The organism is Stenotrophomonas sp. PS02301 (assembly GCF_029959485.1).
Taxonomy (GTDB): domain Bacteria; phylum Pseudomonadota; class Gammaproteobacteria; order Xanthomonadales; family Xanthomonadaceae; genus Stenotrophomonas; species Stenotrophomonas maltophilia_Z.
Map to the genome: position 1 here is coordinate 1 of NZ_JASCOO010000021.1, position 15,140 is coordinate 15,140.

Genomic DNA, 15,140 nt, shown 5'->3' on the forward strand with positions numbered 1-15,140 from the left:
CACCCCTGAACCCCGCCCTTCCGCGCTTGCGCGCTCCAGGGCCAGACGTTCGTCTGTCCGGATCTGCTCCTGCAGATCCGTCGAACCCCCGTCGGGGGTTCTCGTCCCCCCGCAATTGGGCGCCGCTCATTTCGTAGCGGTCGGAAGACGCCCGATCTCGGACATGAAAAAGGCCACCCAATGGGCGGCCTTTTTCATGTATCTGGCGGAGAGGGGGGGATTCGAACCCCCGAGGCGCTATAAACGCCTGCCTGATTTCGAGTCAGGTACATTCAACCGCTCTGCCACCTCTCCAGATGGTCCCGGCGAACCGGGACGCGAATGATACGGGCAGGACGCGCTGGCGACAAGTCATTGCGTGCAAAGAAGTGAATTTCTTCTGTATGGATGCCTTGCCGGATGTCCGGCGGGCCGCGATCATGCCGTTATCCCTCGCAATCCTCACCGGCACGCGCCTTCATGATCGAATTCGGACACCTGACCCACCCCGGCCTGCGCCGTGACCTCAATGAGGATACGTATTACGGCGATGGCGAACTGGCGCTGTGGCTGGTCGCCGATGGCATGGGCGGGCACGCCTGCGGTGAGGTGGCCAGTGCGCTGGCGCGCGAGACCATCGTGCGGGAGATCCGCCGCGGGGCGACGCTGGCGCATGCGATCCGCATCGCCGATGAGGAGATCATCCGCACCTCGCGCCGCCGCAACGACAGCCTGCCGATGGGCACCACCGTGGTGGCGGCCCGTGTGCAGGGCAGTCGGTATGAGGTGGCGTGGGTCGGCGACAGCCGCGCGTACCTGTGGCGCGACGGCACGCTGGCCCAGCTCAGCCAGGATCACAGCGTGGTCCAGGAACTGGTCGCGCAGGGCAATCTGACCGCCGAGCAGGCGCGTGCGCATCCGCATCGCAATGTAGTGACCCAGGCGCTGGGCGTAACCGATCCGGCGCACCTGAATGTGGCGACCACCACCGGTGAGCTGCGCCCGGGCATGCAGTTGCTGCTGTGCAGCGACGGGCTGACCGAAGAGGTCGAGGACAAGGGCATCGCCCGTACCCTCGCCTTCGATGATGCCAGTGCGCAGGAATGCGTGGATACGCTGGTCGCCGCCGCGCTGGATGGCGGCGGTTCGGACAACATCACCGTGATCCTGGTGCGGTGTCATTGAGGCAGGCATCCCGACCAACGCCCGGGATCTACCGGGGGCGGGCCGTCAGGCGCTGACCGCTTCCACCGCTTCAGGCTCACCATCCCAGATCGCGCGGCCGGCCTTCTTGCGCAGCTTGGCCAACCGCGCTTCGTGCGCTTCCAGCTCGGAGGCGGTGGCAACCACGCGCGGGCGTGGCAGCAGGCGCGAGGTGTCAAAGGTCTGCGCGTGGGCGCTGCCGGTTTTCTGCTCATCGGCCGAGCCGAAGCCGATTTCTTCCTGGCCCGAGGTCAGGGCGATGTACACATCGCCCAGGATCTGGGCATCGAGCAGGCCGCCGTGCAGCTGGCGGTGGGCGTTGTCCACGCCCAGGCGACGGCACAGTGCATCCAGCGAATTGCGCTGGCCGGGGAAGCGCTCGCGCGCCATCTTCAGCGTATCGATCACCGTGCAGCGGTCGGTGATCTTGCCGTAGTGGTCGCCCAGCAGCGACAGCTCGTTATCCAGGAAGCCCAGATCGAACGCCGCGTTGTGGATGATCAGCTCGGCGCCGTCGATGTAGGCGAGGAAGTCGTCGACGACCTGGGCGAAGTCCGGCTTGTCAGCCAGGAACTCCAGGGTCAGGCCGGTGACTTCCTGCGCGCCCTGTTCGAACTCGCAGTCCGGCTTGAGGTACTGGTGGTAGTTGTTGCCACTGGGGCGGCGCTCGAGCAGTTCCACACAGCCGATTTCGACGATGCGGTTGCCCTTCCGCCATTCCAGGCCGGTGGTTTCGGTATCAAGGATGATCTGACGCATGGGCTCAGTGTACCGGGCCAGCGGCGCGGATCCGGATCGCGGCGTCCCGCGCCAGCTGATCCACGCGCTCGTTGTCCGGGTCGCCGGAATGGCCCTTGACCCAGCGCCAGTCAATGGTGTGCTTGAGCGTGGCCGCGTGCAGGCGCTCCCACAACTCCCGGTTCTTGACCGGCGAGCCGCCGGCGGTCTTCCAGTTCTTGCGGATCCAGCCGGGCATCCACTCGGTCAGGCCCTGGCGCACGTACTGCGAATCGGTGAACAGCACGATGTTGCACGGCTCGGTGAGCGCTTCCAGCCCCGAGATGGCCGCCATCAGCTCCATGCGGTTGTTGGTGGTATGCGCTTCACCACCGCTCAGTTCGCGCTCGTGCGCGTTGTAGCGCAGCAACGCCGCCCAGCCGCCGGGGCCGGGATTGCCGAGGCAGGAACCGTCGGTGTGGATTTCTATCGTCTTCATTCCATTCCAGATCAGGTGGCCACGGTCCCGTGCCAGCGTGGCGCGGCCACGGGCGTCGGTCCCGGCAAGGCCAGAGTGCGTTTTTCAGCGGTGAACAGACAGGCAGCCCGCAGCGGGGCCAGATCGCGCCGCGCCGGCGAGCGATCACGCCACATCGGGCCGAGGTACTGCAGGTCTTCGCAGCTCAGGCCGGCCTGCGTGAGGGTGTGGCGCAGCCGCTGCGGGCTGCGCACGACCAGCCCGTGATGGCGCCACTGGCGGCGGTACGGGCTGAACGGGTTGAGCGTGGAAAGCCACAGGCGGCCGCCCGGCATCAGGACACGGGCGCAGTCGGCGATCAACGCCTCGGCATCCCGCGCGGTGACATGCTGCAGGACGATCGCATTGACGCTCTCATCCGGCAGCGGCAACGGCAGCCCGCAGTGCACATCCCCGGCGTAGGCCGCGCCGTCCCGGAACAGGCGCAGGCCACGGCCGGGCAGTTCCACACTCCCCAACCAGCCAGGCGTCGGTGCCAGCCATAGCCAGGGGTTCACCGGACGCTCGGCGAGGAGGGTGCGCAACCGCTCGGATTCCAGACGGCACAACGCTTGTGCCGGTTCAGTATCAAACCAGGATGCGACTGTCGCTTGACGGGGGCTCGGCACGAGGGGCATGGTCCAATTCTATGCGACTGACCGCCCTACCCGCGTTTGCGGACAATTACATCTGGGCGCTGGTCGCCGACGACCGCCGCGCCGTGGTCATCGACCCCGGCCACGCCGACCCCGTCCTGGCCGCCGCAGCGCAGCAGGGATGGGCCCCGCACAGCATTCTGCTGACCCATCACCACGACGACCACATCGGCGGCGTCGCCGAACTTCAGGCCCGTTTTCCGGCGGTGGAGGTCTATGCACCGGCGGAACCGCGCATTGAGGTCCCGGCCCATCGGGTCGCCGAAGGTGAATGCGTTCAGGCATTGGGGCTGGGGTTCCACGTAGTATCCGTGCCCGGGCACACCCGGAGCCATATCGCGTTTCACACCGCTGAACACCTTTTCAGTGGCGATGCGTTGTTCAGCCTGGGCTGTGGGCGCATGTTCGAAGGTACGCCTCCCCAGCTTCTGGCATCCCTGCGGAAGCTGGCGTCCCTGCCAGCGCAACTGATGGTCTGTTGCGCCCACGAGTACACCCTGTCCAATGCCGTCTTCGCGCGGCATGTAGACCCCACCAACGCTGCGCTGTCGCAGCGCCATGAGGAGGCCTTGGCCATGCGCCGCGATGACCTGCCAACGCTGCCGGTTTCACTGGCAAGCGAGCTGGAATGCAACCCGTTCCTGCGTACGAACACCCCCGCCATCCAGGCGGCCGTCAGCGCCCATCTCGGGCGTCCCGTTACCGATGAAGTCGATGTTGTCGCAGGGCTGCGACACTGGAAAGACGGATTTCGAACATGAGTCGGCGATTGTTGCCGCTCGCGCTTGGCCTGGCGATCGCCGTGGCCGGCAGCGCGGGCGCCCAGTCGTTGACCGCCGGCATGTCGCAGAACGTGGCCGGCCTGTCCTCCCTCCCCCTGACCGCTGCGGCGCTGCCGCCGGCCTCGGTGCGCAACGGGCAGGACATTTTCGCCAGCTTCCGCGATGGCCTGGCCGAACCCACCTGCGACGCCGAGGCGACCAGCCCGCGTTGGCAGAAGCAGTTCGCGCATGCCCCCTCGCGGTTGGCCAACCAGGATGATGATGCGCTGGTGCTGTTCGGCTATGTGGTCGAAGAGCTGCGCAAGTCCGACCTGCCCACCGAATTCGCGCTGATTCCCTTCGTGGAAAGCGGTTACCGGCCCAACGCCCGCAACGGCGGCGGCCCGGCCGGCCTGTGGCAGTTCATCGCCACCACCGCCAAGAACCACCGCGTGCAGATGACCCCGGGCTACGACGGTCGCCTCTCGACAGTGGATTCCACCCAGGCCGCGGTGCGGTACCTCAAGACCCTGCACGGCATGTTCGGCGGCGACTGGCGTTTGGCGACGATGGCCTACAACGCCGGCGAGTACCGGGTGCTGCAGTCGCTGCGCAAGGCGGGCATGAACGCGCAGAACGCGCGGCCGGCCGAGTTGCCGGGGCTGTCGCCGGTCACCTATGCCTATGTCGAGAAGCTGCATGCGCTGGCCTGCGTGCTGGAAGATGCGGAAACCGAGCCTGCGGTGATGGCCTCGCTGGATCGCACCGTGCCCGTGCTCAAGGGCCACACCCTGCCGGCCGGCACCAGCGTCCAGCAGTGGGCCCAGCAGCGCGATCTGGACCCGGCGCGGATCGCCCGCCTCAACCCGGCCCTGGCCAGCGGCAAAGGCCGCCCGTCCGGCCTGGTGACGGTTCTGGCCCCAACCGCGCACGCGCCGGTGGATGCCAGCGCCAGCGTGGCCGCCATTGCGATGGCTCCCAGCGCACCGGCGGACACCACGGCGGCCCGCACGACCCCTGCGCCGGCAGCCACCCGTACCGTCGCCAGCGCGGATCGCCCGCGCAGCCGCCGGCATACCGTGCGCGACGGCGAGTCGCCCTGGACCATCGCCCGCCGTTACGGGATGCCCCTGAAGGCCCTGCTGTCGCTCAATGGGCTCAGCGGGAGCAGTGTGCTCAAGCCCGGTGCGGTGCTGCGCGTCGAAGACTGAGCGCGCGGATCGCATCGCGGGTGACGACACTGCCCGGTCCTGCCGGGCAGTGTCGTTTTCGACAAAAAGCCCGGCATTGCCGGGCTTTTTGCTGTGCAGCAGACGCCGACCCGGTTAGAGGTTGGCTTCTTCGGTCTGCACCTTGAAGTGCTTGCGCATCGCGTCGACGTAGGCCTTGGCGGCGGCCATGCCGTCGATCTGGCTCAGCTGCTCCTTGAGCTGCTGCTGCTGGGCGGGATCCACTTCGGCCACGTTGCCCGGGGTGACCTTGGTCACCGCGTAGATCACGTAGCGGCCCTGCACGGCAACCTTGCCGTAGCTCGGCTTGCCTTCGGCCGGCAGCGGCGCGCTGAACACGGCGCGGTTGATCTCCGGGGTCGGCACCGGCTGGGTACGCGGCAGGCCCGGCAGCGGGCTGATCTGCAGCTTGTCACTGGTCGCCAGCGCCTGCAGGGTCTGCCCGGCCTTCAGCTTGGCCAGCACGGCGTCCACGGCCTTCTCCGAGGCCTGGCGGGTGCGGTCGGCATGGATCGCGGCGATCACCTGCTCACGGGCCTTGGCCAGCGGCAGCGCCTGCTCCGGGCTGTGCTCGGTCACGCGGATCATCACGTTGTGGTTCGGGCCCAGTTCGATCGGGTCGCTCACCGTGCCATCCTGGGTCAGGATGTCGGAGAACGCCGCGCGCAGCACGGCCGGATTGGCGGCGATGCCGCTGGCGGTGGCGTGCGTGAACGGACCGATCGTCTGCACCGGCAGGCTCATGTCCTTGGCCGGGCCTTCCAGCGAGGTCGGGTTCTTGTAGACCAGATCGACCAGACGGCCACTCAGCTCGGTGAACACGCGGTCGGTGTCGGCCTTGAGCTGCTCGGCGGCCAGTTGGTCACGGACCTCGTCGAACGAACGGCCTTCGCCGCCCTTGGTCTCACGCAGCTTGAGCACGTGGAAACCGAAGTCGGTCTTGACCGGCCCGGTGACCTCGCCCGCCTTCATGGCGAACAGGGCATCTTCGAACGGCTTCACCATCGCGCCGCGTTCCACCCAGCCCAGGTCGCCGCCGGTGTCCTTGGAACCCGGATCTTCGGAGTTGGCCTTGGCCAGTGCGGCGAAATCGGCGCCAGGTGCCTTGGCTTGCGCGGCCAGGCGCGTGGCCTTTTCTTCAGCGGCCTTGAGCTTGGCCGGATCGCTGCCGTCGGCGCTGATCAGGATGTGCGAGGCCAGACGCTGTTCCGGCGTCGCGAAGCGTGCCTTCTCATCTTCATAGCGCTTGCGCAGGGTGGCTTCGTCTGCCGCCGCCGGCGCCGGCAGGTTCGCGCCGTTGATCTCGACGTACTCCAGCGACACGGTTTCCGGCTGGCGGAAATCCTTGGCGTGGCTGTCGTACCACTGCTTGATCTGCGCGTCGGTCACTTCGGCGGTATCGGCCGGGGTTTCCGGCAGCGCGGCCAGTTCGACATCACGGGTTTCGCCCAGCAGCTTCATCAGGCGCTCGGCTTCGCTCTGGGTGGTGAACCCGGAACGCTGCAGGGCCGACGGAATGATCGACTGCTGGATGCTCTCGCGCACCAGCGCTTCGAACTGCGTCGGGGTGCGCGGCGGATTACCGCTGGCCAGCGCGATGCGGTAGTTGTCCTGGTTGAACTTGCCGTCCGCATCCAGGAAGGCCGGGATCGAGGCGATGTACTCGCGCACGGCACCATCACCGATCACGATGCCGGACTGTTCGCCGGCCAGGCGCACGACCTGCTCATCGATCATCTGATCGAGCACGGCCAGTTTGCTTTCGGTGCTTTCGAACTGGCGCGGATCGAAATCCTCGCCCTGTTCCTGGCGTGCCTGCTGGCGCGCCTGTTCGAAGCGCACGCGGAAATCGTTGGAGCTGATCTCATGGTGCTGCCACAGGAACGAGACCGGCCACCACGACGGGGCGGACTTCCACCAGGTCGGCGGGGCGGCCACTTTGGCCACGTTCTGCGAGCCGACGCCACCGAGGTAGCTGGAGTCGATCACGAACAGGAACGGAATCATCAGCAGCCCCAGGATCACGGTAACGATCCAGCCCGAGGTCTTGTCGCGAAGTTTCTGCAGCATGGGAAAAATCAAGGCCTGATTGGCGAGCCCGGCAGTGTAACCCGCTTCGCGGCAGGCTCCAAAAGTGCCCGCGGCCGCCCCTGCGCGCGATCCGCCCGCTGCCACACCCGCTGACCGTGGCGGACGACGGGCGTGCGCCGCCTCGTCGATCGACATGCTGAATTGAAAACAAAAAAAAAGCCCTTGGTTTTCACCAAGGGCTTTTCAAAGATTGGCGGAGCGGACGGGACTTGAACCCGCGACCTCCGGCGTGACAGGCCAGCATTCTAACCAGCTGAACTACCGCTCCGCACTTGAACTTTGCAGGCGCTCATTCTATCCGAAGATATTCAGATTGCCCACCCCGAAATACTGCTTTTTTCGAGGTTTTTTTAAAACTGGCGGAGCGGACGGGACTTGAACCCGCGACCTCCGGCGTGACAGGCCAGCATTCTAACCAGCTGAACTACCGCTCCGCACTAAACCGCTTTTGTTTCCACCGCGACCTGCGTCGCTGGAGAAAACAAGGCCCCCGATCGCTCAGGGGCCCTATTGAAACTGGCGGAGCGGACGGGACTTGAACCCGCGACCTCCGGCGTGACAGGCCAGCATTCTAACCAGCTGAACTACCGCTCCACATTTCAAAACTTTTACTGGCAGTGCCTGGTGGGTGCTGAGGGTTTCGAACCCCCGACCCTCTCCGTGTAAAGGAGACGCTCTACCGCTGAGCTAAGCACCCCAGCAAGCCGCTTAGTTTACGGCATCCTTCAGGGCTTTGCCAGCCTTGAACGACGGATTCTTCGACGCAGCGATCTTGATGGTGTCGCCGGTCTTCGGGTTGCGGCCGGTACGGGCAGCGCGGTCGCGGACCTGGAACGTGCCGAAGCCCACCAGCGTCACCGCGTCACCGCCCTTCAGGGCCTTGGTGACGGAAGCGATGACGGCATCAACGGCGCGGCTGGACTCGGCCTTGGTCAGGTCGGCGGCTTCAGCAACGGCGTCGATCAATTCGGTCTTGTTCATTCTCTACAGCTCCTTTGGCGGGGATTCCGCGGATTCAACATTGAGACACCCGAGGACGATACGCCGCCGGATGCCAGTGAAGTTCTCAGTTCGCCGAATTCAGCATGACGCTGACTTGCGAGTGGTGCTTTTATACCAGTGCCCCCCTACCCACGCAAGCTGAAAAGCCAATAACGACGCGGGTTTCGGGCATTTCCACAGCACGCGTCAGTGCTTGACGCGCGTCGTGGAAGCTGTCTTGGACTTGCCACGTACCGTGACACGCTGCCCATCTTTCTTCGGCTTCGGTGCAGTCAGTGGCGTCTCCAGGGCCAGGTCGAGCACTTCCTCGATCCACTTCACCGGCACGATCTTCAGATCGCGGGTGACATTGGCGGGGATATCGGCCAGATCCTTGCGGTTCTCCTCGGGGATGATGACCGTGGTGATCCCGCCACGCAGCGCCGCCAGCAGCTTCTCCTTCAGGCCGCCGATGGCCGTGACGCGGCCACGCAGAGTGATCTCGCCGGTCATCGCCACTTCGGCCCGGATCGGCACCTTGGTGAGCGTGGACACCAGCGAGGTCACCATCGCGATACCCGCGCTGGGGCCATCCTTGGGCGTAGCACCATCGGGCACATGGACGTGCACGTCGTGCTTCTGCAGGAACTCGTTGTCGATGCCCAGCCGCTCGGCGCGCGAGCGCACCACCGACAGCGCCGCCGAGGCCGATTCCTTCATCACGTTGCCCAGCTGGCCGGTCAGGATCAGCTGGCCCTTGCCCGGCACCAGGGTGGATTCGATCTGCAGCAGATCGCCGCCCACTTCGGTCCAGGCCAGGCCGGTGACCAGGCCCACTTCGTTCTGCTCTTCGGCCCGGCCGAAATCGACCCGGCGCACGCCCAGGTACTTGTCCAGGTTCTTGCCGTTGACCACCACCAGCGCCTTCTTCTTTGCGCTGGCCTTCTTGCCGGCCTTGGCCGGCTTGGCGGCCTTGGCCGGTGCCACCGGGCCGGCGAGCGCGATCTCCTTGACCACCTTGCGGCAGATCTTGGCGACTTCGCGCTCGAGGTTGCGCACGCCGGATTCGCGCGTGTAATAGCGCACGATGTCCTGGATCGCGTCCGCCTCGATCTCCAGCTCTTCCGGCTTCAGGCCGTTGGCCTTGATCTGCTTGGGCACCAGGTAGCGCATGGCGATGTTGAGCTTCTCATCCTCGGTGTAACCGGGGATGCGGATCACTTCCATGCGGTCCAGCAGCGGGCCGGGGATGTTGAGCGAGTTGGACGTCGCCACGAACATCACTTCGGACAGGTCCAGGTCCACTTCCAGGTAGTGATCGTTGAAGGCGTTGTTCTGCTCCGGATCCAGCACTTCCAGCAGCGCCGACGACGGATCGCCACGGAAGTCCATCGACATCTTGTCGATCTCATCCAGCACGAACAGCGGGTTCTTGCTGCCGACCTTGTTGAGGTTCTGCACGATGCGGCCCGGCATGGAGCCAACGTAGGTACGACGGTGCCCGCGGATCTCGGCCTCGTCGCGCACGCCGCCCAGGCTCATGCGCACGAACTTGCGGTTGGTCGCCTTGGCGATGGACTGGCCCAGCGAGGTCTTGCCCACGCCGGGCGGACCGACCAGGCACAGGATCGGGCCCTTCATCTGCTTCACGCGTGACTGCACCGCCAGGTATTCCAGGATGCGGTCCTTGACCTTGTCCAGGCCGAAGTGATCGGCATCCAGCGTGTCCTGCGCGGCCTTGAGGTCCTTGCGGACCTTGCTGCGCTTCTTCCACGGCACGCCCAGCAGCCAATCCAGGTAGTTGCGCACCACCGCAGCTTCAGCCGACATCGGCGACATCTGCTTGAGCTTGTTGAGCTCGGCCTTGGCCTTGGTCTCCACCGGCTTGGGCATGCCCGCCTCGGCGATCTTGCGGGCCAGCTCGTCCATCTCGCCGGGCGCGTCGTCCAGGTCACCCAGTTCTTTCTGGATGGCCTTCATCTGCTCGTTGAGGTAGTACTCGCGCTGGCTCTTTTCCATCTGCGACTTCACGCGGCCACGGATGCGCTTTTCCATCTGCTGCACGTCGATCTCGCCATCGACCAGGCCGACCAGCATTTCCAGGCGGTCGCCGATCTGCAGCGTTTCCAGCAGGCGCTGCTTGTCGGCCAGGCGCACGCTGATGTGCGCGGCGATGGTATCGGCCAGGCGCGCGGGTTCATCGATGCCGGCCAGGGTCTGCAGCAGCTCCGGCGGCAGCTTGCGGTTGGTTTTGACGTACTGCTCGAACAGCGACATCAGCGAACGGGCGATCGCCTCGATCTCGCGCGGCTCGCGCGACTCGTCCGATTCGATTTCCATGCCCACGCCGTGCAGCGCGCCGTCGCGCTCGGTCACGTCGGTGACGTTGACGCGCGACAGGCCTTCGACCAGCACTTTGATCGTGCCATCGGGCAGCTTCAGCAGCTGCAGGACCTGGGCGAGCGTGCCGACCTGGTACAGATCGGCGGCGGACGGATCATCCGTCTCGGCGGACTTCTGCGCGAGCAGCAGGATGCGCTTGTCCGCTTCCATCGCCTGCTCCAGCGCATGCATGGACTTGTCACGGCCGACGAACAGCGGAATGACCATGTGCGGGAACACCACCACGTCACGCAGCGGCAGTACCGGCAGGTCGAGAGTCTCAGTTGGGGAACGGGCCATGTGGGCTCCAGTGGAACAGTGGGGATGGCCTCCGGGCGCCTCGCCCGGATACAAAAAAAGCCGATGGCCTCGTTATGGGGCCATCGGCTTCTAGATGCAAGCTGTTCTGAAAAAATTCTTTCAATTCAATTACTTGAACTGATTATTCAGCACCAGCCGCCTTCTGTTCAGGCGCCGGTGGCGTCTGGTAGATCAGGTACGGTTCGGACTTGTGTTCGATCACCGATTCGTCCACCACCACCTTGCTGACGTTCTCTGCCGAGGGCAGGTCATACATGGTGTCCAGCAGGACCGATTCGACGATCGTACGCAGGCCGCGGGCACCGGTCTTGCGCTTGAGCGCCTTGCGGGCAATGGCGGCCAGTGCGTCCGGACGGAACTCCAGCTCGACGTGCTCCATCTCGAACAGCTTCTTGAACTGCTTGGTGATGGCGTTCTTCGGCTCGGTCAGGATGCGCACCAGGGCGGCCTCGTCCAGCTCTTCCAGGGTCGCCACGACCGGCAGGCGGCCGACGAACTCCGGAATCAGGCCGAACTTGATCAGATCTTCCGGCTCGACTTCGGCCAGGATCTTGCCCACTTCCTGCTTGCGCTCGGAACTCTTCACCTTGGCACCGAAGCCGATGCCGCCCGAATCGTTGGAACGCTGCTGGATCACCTTGTCCAGGCCGGCAAACGCGCCGCCACAGATGAACAGGATGTTCTTGGTGTCCACCTGCAGGAATTCCTGCTGCGGGTGCTTGCGACCGCCCTGCGGCGGCACGCTGGCCACGGTGCCTTCGATCAGCTTCAGCAGGGCCTGCTGGACGCCTTCGCCGGACACATCGCGGGTGATCGACGGGTTCTCGCTCTTGCGCGAGATCTTGTCGATTTCATCGATGTAGACGATGCCCTGCTGTGCCTTCTCGACGTCGTAGTCGCACTTCTGCAGCAGCTTCTGGATGATGTTCTCCACGTCCTCGCCCACGTAACCGGCTTCGGTCAGCGTGGTGGCGTCGGCCATGGTGAACGGCACGTTGAGCAGGCGGGCCAAGGTTTCGGCCAGCAGCGTCTTGCCCGAACCGGTCGGACCGACCAACAGGATGTTCGACTTCGCCAGTTCGACTTCGTCGTTCTTCTGGCGGCTCTCGATGCGCTTGTAGTGGTTGTATACGGCCACGGCCAGGGTCCGCTTGGCGCGGTTCTGCCCGATCACGTACTGGTCCAGGACCTCGAGGATCTCGCGCGGCTTGGGCAGCGAACTGCGGGCCGACTGCGCCTTCTCCTCCAGCTCCTCACGGATGATGTCGTTGCACAGCTCGACGCATTCATCGCAGATGAACACGCTCGGACCCGCAATCAGCTTGCGCACCTCATGCTGGCTCTTTCCACAGAAAGAGCAGTAGAGGATCTTGCCGGTGTCCGTGGAACGACCTTGGCGGTCTTCGCTCATGCTTCGCTTACCCAGTTACCCCACCCGACTGAACGGGGGTTCGATTCGAGAATAGCACAGGGTCAGGAGGACGCCAGTCCTGCCCGACCCGGTGGAAACAAGCCGGTTTCCCGGCCTGGCACAACCTTACGCCGGCTGGATCGACTCTTCCGGACGACGCTCCAGGACCTGATCGACCAGGCCGTAGGCCACCGCATCGACCGCGCTCTTGAAGTTGTCACGCTCGGTATCCCGGGCGATGGTCTCCAGCGACTGGCCGGTGTGCTTGGCCAGCACTTCGTTCAGGCGCGAACGCAGGGTCAGGATTTCACGGGCATGGATGTCGATGTCCGTGGCCTGGCCCTGGAAGCCGCCCAGCGGCTGGTGGATCATCACGCGCGAATTCGGCAGCGCATAGCGCTTGCCGGCTGCGCCGGACGCCAACAGCAGGGCGCCCATCGAGGCGGCCTGGCCGACGCAGATGGTGCTCACGTCCGGCTTGATGTACTGCATGGTGTCGTAGATCGCCATGCCGGCGGTGACCACGCCACCGGGCGAGTTGATGTAGATGCTGATGTCCTTTTCCGGGTTGTCCGCTTCCAGGAACAGCAGCTGCGCCACCACCACGTTGGCCATGTGATCGTCGATCGGGCCCACGAGGAAGATCAGACGCTCTTTCAACAAGCGCGAATAGATGTCATAGGCGCGCTCGCCGCGGCTGGTCTGTTCGACCACCATCGGAACCATGTTCAGGGCTGTGGTTCGGTTGTCCATTAGTGAGGCACCTATTTTGGGGGGAACGACCCCGCGCCGGGGCGCGGGGCGTAAAACGCGGACCGCTTACTGGCGGATCGCGTCCTGGAACGACAGCTTCTCTTCGGTGTGCTGGGCGCGCTCGGCGATCCAGTCGATCACCTGCTCTTCCATCACACGATTCTGCAGCCCACTCATCAGCTGGGGGTCGTTGCGGTACATCTCAATGACCTGCTCCGGCTCTTCATAGGTCGACGCGATCAAGCGCATGGTTTCATTCAGGCGCTTCGGGTCCAGGCGCAGGTCGTTCTTGCGGGCCACTTCACCAACCAGCAGGCCGACCAGCACGCGCTTGGCGGCCGCTTCCTTGAAGCCTTCATGGGCATCGGCCGGGACGTCGCCCGGGTTGCGGCCGCTGCGGCGGATCTGCTCGAGCTGCTGATCCAGCATGGCGCGGGCTTCGTTCTCGACCAGGCGCGGCGGCATTTCCACCGAGGCGTAGGCGGCGATCAGCTGCTCGCCGACTTCGCGGCGCAGGCGGTTCATCAGGGCACCCTTGAGCTCACGCTCCAGGTTGGCGCGGATGTCCTTGCGGAACTGCTCCACGTCGCCACCCTTCACGCCGAAGCTCTTGATGAACTCGGCATCGACCTCCGGCAGCACCGGCGCGGACACGTCCACCGCCTTGACGGTGACCTTGACCTGCTTGCCGGCCAGCGCGGGCACGCGCCAATCGGCCGGGAACTCGACGTCCAGGGTCTTTTCTTCACCGGCGGTCAGACCGACCAGGCCCTGTTCGATCTGCTCGAACATCATGCCCTGGCCGACGATCACGCTGCCCTTTTCGGTGCCTTCGGCCGGCAGGCGCTCATCGCCGGCCTGCGACCAGGTTTCCAGGGCGACCAGATCGCCGTCCTGGGCGCCACGGGTGACCGGGCTCCAGCTGCGGCGCTGTTCGCGCAGGTTGGTGATCATCTGATCGATGTCGGCGTCGTTGATCTCGGCGGTGTGGCGGACCACGGTCAGCTTGCTGACGTCCACGTCGCCGAAGTCCGGCACCAGCTCGACGGTGGCCACGAAGGACAGCTCGCCCTCGCCCTTGTCGATGCGCGGGGTGCCGGCGATGCGCAGCTCGTGCTCGCGCAGGGCGGCATCGAAGGTCTCACGCAGCAGGCCGTCGACGGCTTCGCTGCGGACCTGCTGGCCGAAACGCTGCTCGATCACCTTGGCCGGCACCTTGCCCGGGCGGAAGCCCTTGATGCGCGTGGTGCGGGCGATTTCGCCCAGACGGCCGCTGATGTGCGTCTGCAGACGGTCTTCCGGCAGCGAGAAGGTCAGGCGGCGTTCCAGATTGCCAGTGGATTCGATCGAAGCTTGCATGTTGACTCCTGCCACCGGCGGCATGGGCCCCGGCACGATGTGATGGATGAAACGGGTTTTGGACGCGGGGTCGTGGACGCGCATGCCCGCCGCAGCCCTGTAGTTTCGCCGATAAACGCCAGCGCCGCCAGCGCGGGCCGAGAACGCCCGGGGGCCGCCAGGGCCCAGCATGTGGCCGTCTCCCCGATCGGGGACGTGCCCATGGTCATGGTGCGGGCGAAAATGCCCTGCACTGGTGCGAAAGGGGGGACTCGAACCCCCACGCCTTGCGGCACTGGAACCTAAATCCAGGGCGTCTACCAATTCCGCCACTTTCGCGAGTCTGAACACTCAGGCGCGCATTGTTGCAGGCCCGCGCCCAAAGCTGAAGCGCTTTGACAAGAAAAAAGCCGCCTGGCGGACCAGGCGGCTTTCGTCTTGGTGGGCTGTCAAGGATTCGAACCTTGGACCTATTGATTAAGAGTCAACTGCTCTACCAACTGAGCTAACAGCCCGAAAATCGGGAGGCGAATTATGCAGGGTTTCCTGCGCGCGACGCAAGCGTTTTATTTAAATGGATGGCGAATGGCGTCCGTAGACGCTCAACTACTACACCGTTCAACGCGATGTCTCAAACAAGAAAAAAGCCACCGGGCGGACCCGATGGCTTCTGTCTTGGTGGGCTGTCAAGGATTCGAACCTTGGACCTATTGATTAAGAGTCAACTGCTCTACCAACTGAGCTAACAGCCCTGAAAACTCAGGCGCACATTGTAGCGTGTGTGCTGCCTTTTGCAACCCT

Annotated in this window: 12 protein-coding genes and 8 tRNA genes; 3 read left to right on the forward strand and 17 right to left on the reverse strand. The window is 64.9% G+C overall.

Going from position 1 to position 15,140, the window contains the following annotated elements; all coding sequences use genetic code 11:
- Window positions 1-203 precede the first annotated feature (203 nt).
- A tRNA-Ser gene (locus QMX81_RS07905) sits at window positions 204-294 on the reverse strand.
- A gap of 165 nt (window positions 295-459) precedes the next feature.
- Here QMX81_RS07905 and QMX81_RS07910 point away from each other — a divergent pair.
- A complete protein-coding gene (locus tag QMX81_RS07910; protein WP_121042995.1) occupies window positions 460-1,164 on the forward strand; it encodes a protein phosphatase 2C domain-containing protein in 705 nt (234 codons plus the stop codon).
- Between the two features lie 45 nt (window positions 1,165-1,209).
- On the opposite strand, the gene dnaQ is transcribed toward QMX81_RS07910, so the two are convergent.
- The 3 genes from dnaQ to QMX81_RS07925 are packed head-to-tail and all read right to left on the reverse strand — an operon-like array spanning window position 1,210 to window position 3,054.
- On the reverse strand, window positions 1,210-1,941 hold the full coding sequence (dnaQ, locus tag QMX81_RS07915; protein ID WP_121042993.1) for a DNA polymerase III subunit epsilon: 732 nt from the start codon (window positions 1,939-1,941) through the stop codon (window positions 1,210-1,212).
- 4 nt (window positions 1,942-1,945) lie between these two features.
- Window positions 1,946-2,398, reverse strand: coding sequence for a ribonuclease HI (gene rnhA / locus QMX81_RS07920; RefSeq protein ID WP_121042991.1), 453 nt, complete (start codon window positions 2,396-2,398; stop codon window positions 1,946-1,948).
- A gap of 11 nt (window positions 2,399-2,409) precedes the next feature.
- Window positions 2,410-3,054, reverse strand: coding sequence for a class I SAM-dependent methyltransferase (locus tag QMX81_RS07925; RefSeq protein WP_121042989.1), 645 nt, complete (start codon window positions 3,052-3,054; stop codon window positions 2,410-2,412).
- Window positions 3,055-3,065: 11 nt separating this feature from the next.
- On the opposite strand from QMX81_RS07925, the gene gloB reads away from it, so the two are divergent.
- Window positions 3,066-3,833, forward strand: a complete 768-nt coding sequence (gene gloB, locus QMX81_RS07930; RefSeq protein ID WP_282260350.1) for a hydroxyacylglutathione hydrolase — start codon at window positions 3,066-3,068, stop codon at window positions 3,831-3,833.
- Complete coding sequence (locus QMX81_RS07935) at window positions 3,830-5,044, forward strand: lytic transglycosylase domain-containing protein (RefSeq protein WP_282260352.1); 1,215 nt, start codon at window positions 3,830-3,832, stop codon at window positions 5,042-5,044. The genes gloB and QMX81_RS07935 overlap by 4 nt, the downstream gene beginning before the upstream one ends.
- 114 nt (window positions 5,045-5,158) lie before the next feature.
- On the opposite strand, the gene QMX81_RS07940 is transcribed toward QMX81_RS07935, so the two are convergent.
- The 13 genes from QMX81_RS07940 to QMX81_RS08000 all read right to left on the reverse strand — a co-directional run bounded on the left by QMX81_RS07940 (window position 5,159) and on the right by QMX81_RS08000 (window position 15,091).
- Entirely contained in the window at window positions 5,159-7,132 is a 1,974-nt protein-coding gene (locus QMX81_RS07940; protein ID WP_282260354.1) for a peptidyl-prolyl cis-trans isomerase, read from the reverse strand.
- 212 nt (window positions 7,133-7,344) lie between these two features.
- Window positions 7,345-7,421: transfer RNA gene (locus tag QMX81_RS07945), tRNA-Asp, on the reverse strand.
- 89 nt (window positions 7,422-7,510) lie between these two features.
- Window positions 7,511-7,587, reverse strand: a tRNA-Asp gene (locus QMX81_RS07950).
- Between the two features lie 83 nt (window positions 7,588-7,670).
- Window positions 7,671-7,747: transfer RNA gene (locus QMX81_RS07955), tRNA-Asp, on the reverse strand.
- A 28-nt stretch (window positions 7,748-7,775) separates the two neighbouring features.
- A tRNA-Val gene (locus QMX81_RS07960) sits at window positions 7,776-7,850 on the reverse strand.
- A gap of 11 nt (window positions 7,851-7,861) precedes the next feature.
- The gene (locus QMX81_RS07965; RefSeq protein WP_019185801.1) at window positions 7,862-8,134 is read right to left on the reverse strand and encodes an HU family DNA-binding protein; all 273 of its coding nucleotides are present in this window, start codon (window positions 8,132-8,134) and stop codon (window positions 7,862-7,864) included.
- A gap of 207 nt (window positions 8,135-8,341) precedes the next feature.
- On the reverse strand, window positions 8,342-10,816 hold the full coding sequence (lon, locus tag QMX81_RS07970; protein WP_121042981.1) for an endopeptidase La: 2,475 nt from the start codon (window positions 10,814-10,816) through the stop codon (window positions 8,342-8,344).
- A 142-nt stretch (window positions 10,817-10,958) separates the two neighbouring features.
- Window positions 10,959-12,248 (reverse strand): ATP-dependent Clp protease ATP-binding subunit ClpX, encoded by a 1,290-nt coding sequence (gene clpX / locus QMX81_RS07975; protein WP_019185803.1) that lies wholly within the window; start codon window positions 12,246-12,248, stop codon window positions 10,959-10,961.
- 126 nt (window positions 12,249-12,374) lie between these two features.
- On the reverse strand, window positions 12,375-13,001 hold the full coding sequence (gene clpP, locus QMX81_RS07980; protein WP_121042979.1) for an ATP-dependent Clp endopeptidase proteolytic subunit ClpP: 627 nt from the start codon (window positions 12,999-13,001) through the stop codon (window positions 12,375-12,377).
- Between the two features lie 66 nt (window positions 13,002-13,067).
- Window positions 13,068-14,360 carry a trigger factor gene (gene tig / locus QMX81_RS07985; protein WP_121042977.1) on the reverse strand — a complete coding sequence of 431 codons (1,293 nt, stop codon included), beginning with the start codon at window positions 14,358-14,360 and terminating at the stop codon, window positions 13,068-13,070.
- A gap of 233 nt (window positions 14,361-14,593) precedes the next feature.
- Window positions 14,594-14,678: transfer RNA gene (locus QMX81_RS07990), tRNA-Leu, on the reverse strand.
- A 100-nt stretch (window positions 14,679-14,778) separates the two neighbouring features.
- Window positions 14,779-14,854, reverse strand: a tRNA-Lys gene (locus QMX81_RS07995).
- A gap of 161 nt (window positions 14,855-15,015) precedes the next feature.
- Window positions 15,016-15,091: transfer RNA gene (locus QMX81_RS08000), tRNA-Lys, on the reverse strand.
- Window positions 15,092-15,140 lie beyond the last annotated feature (49 nt).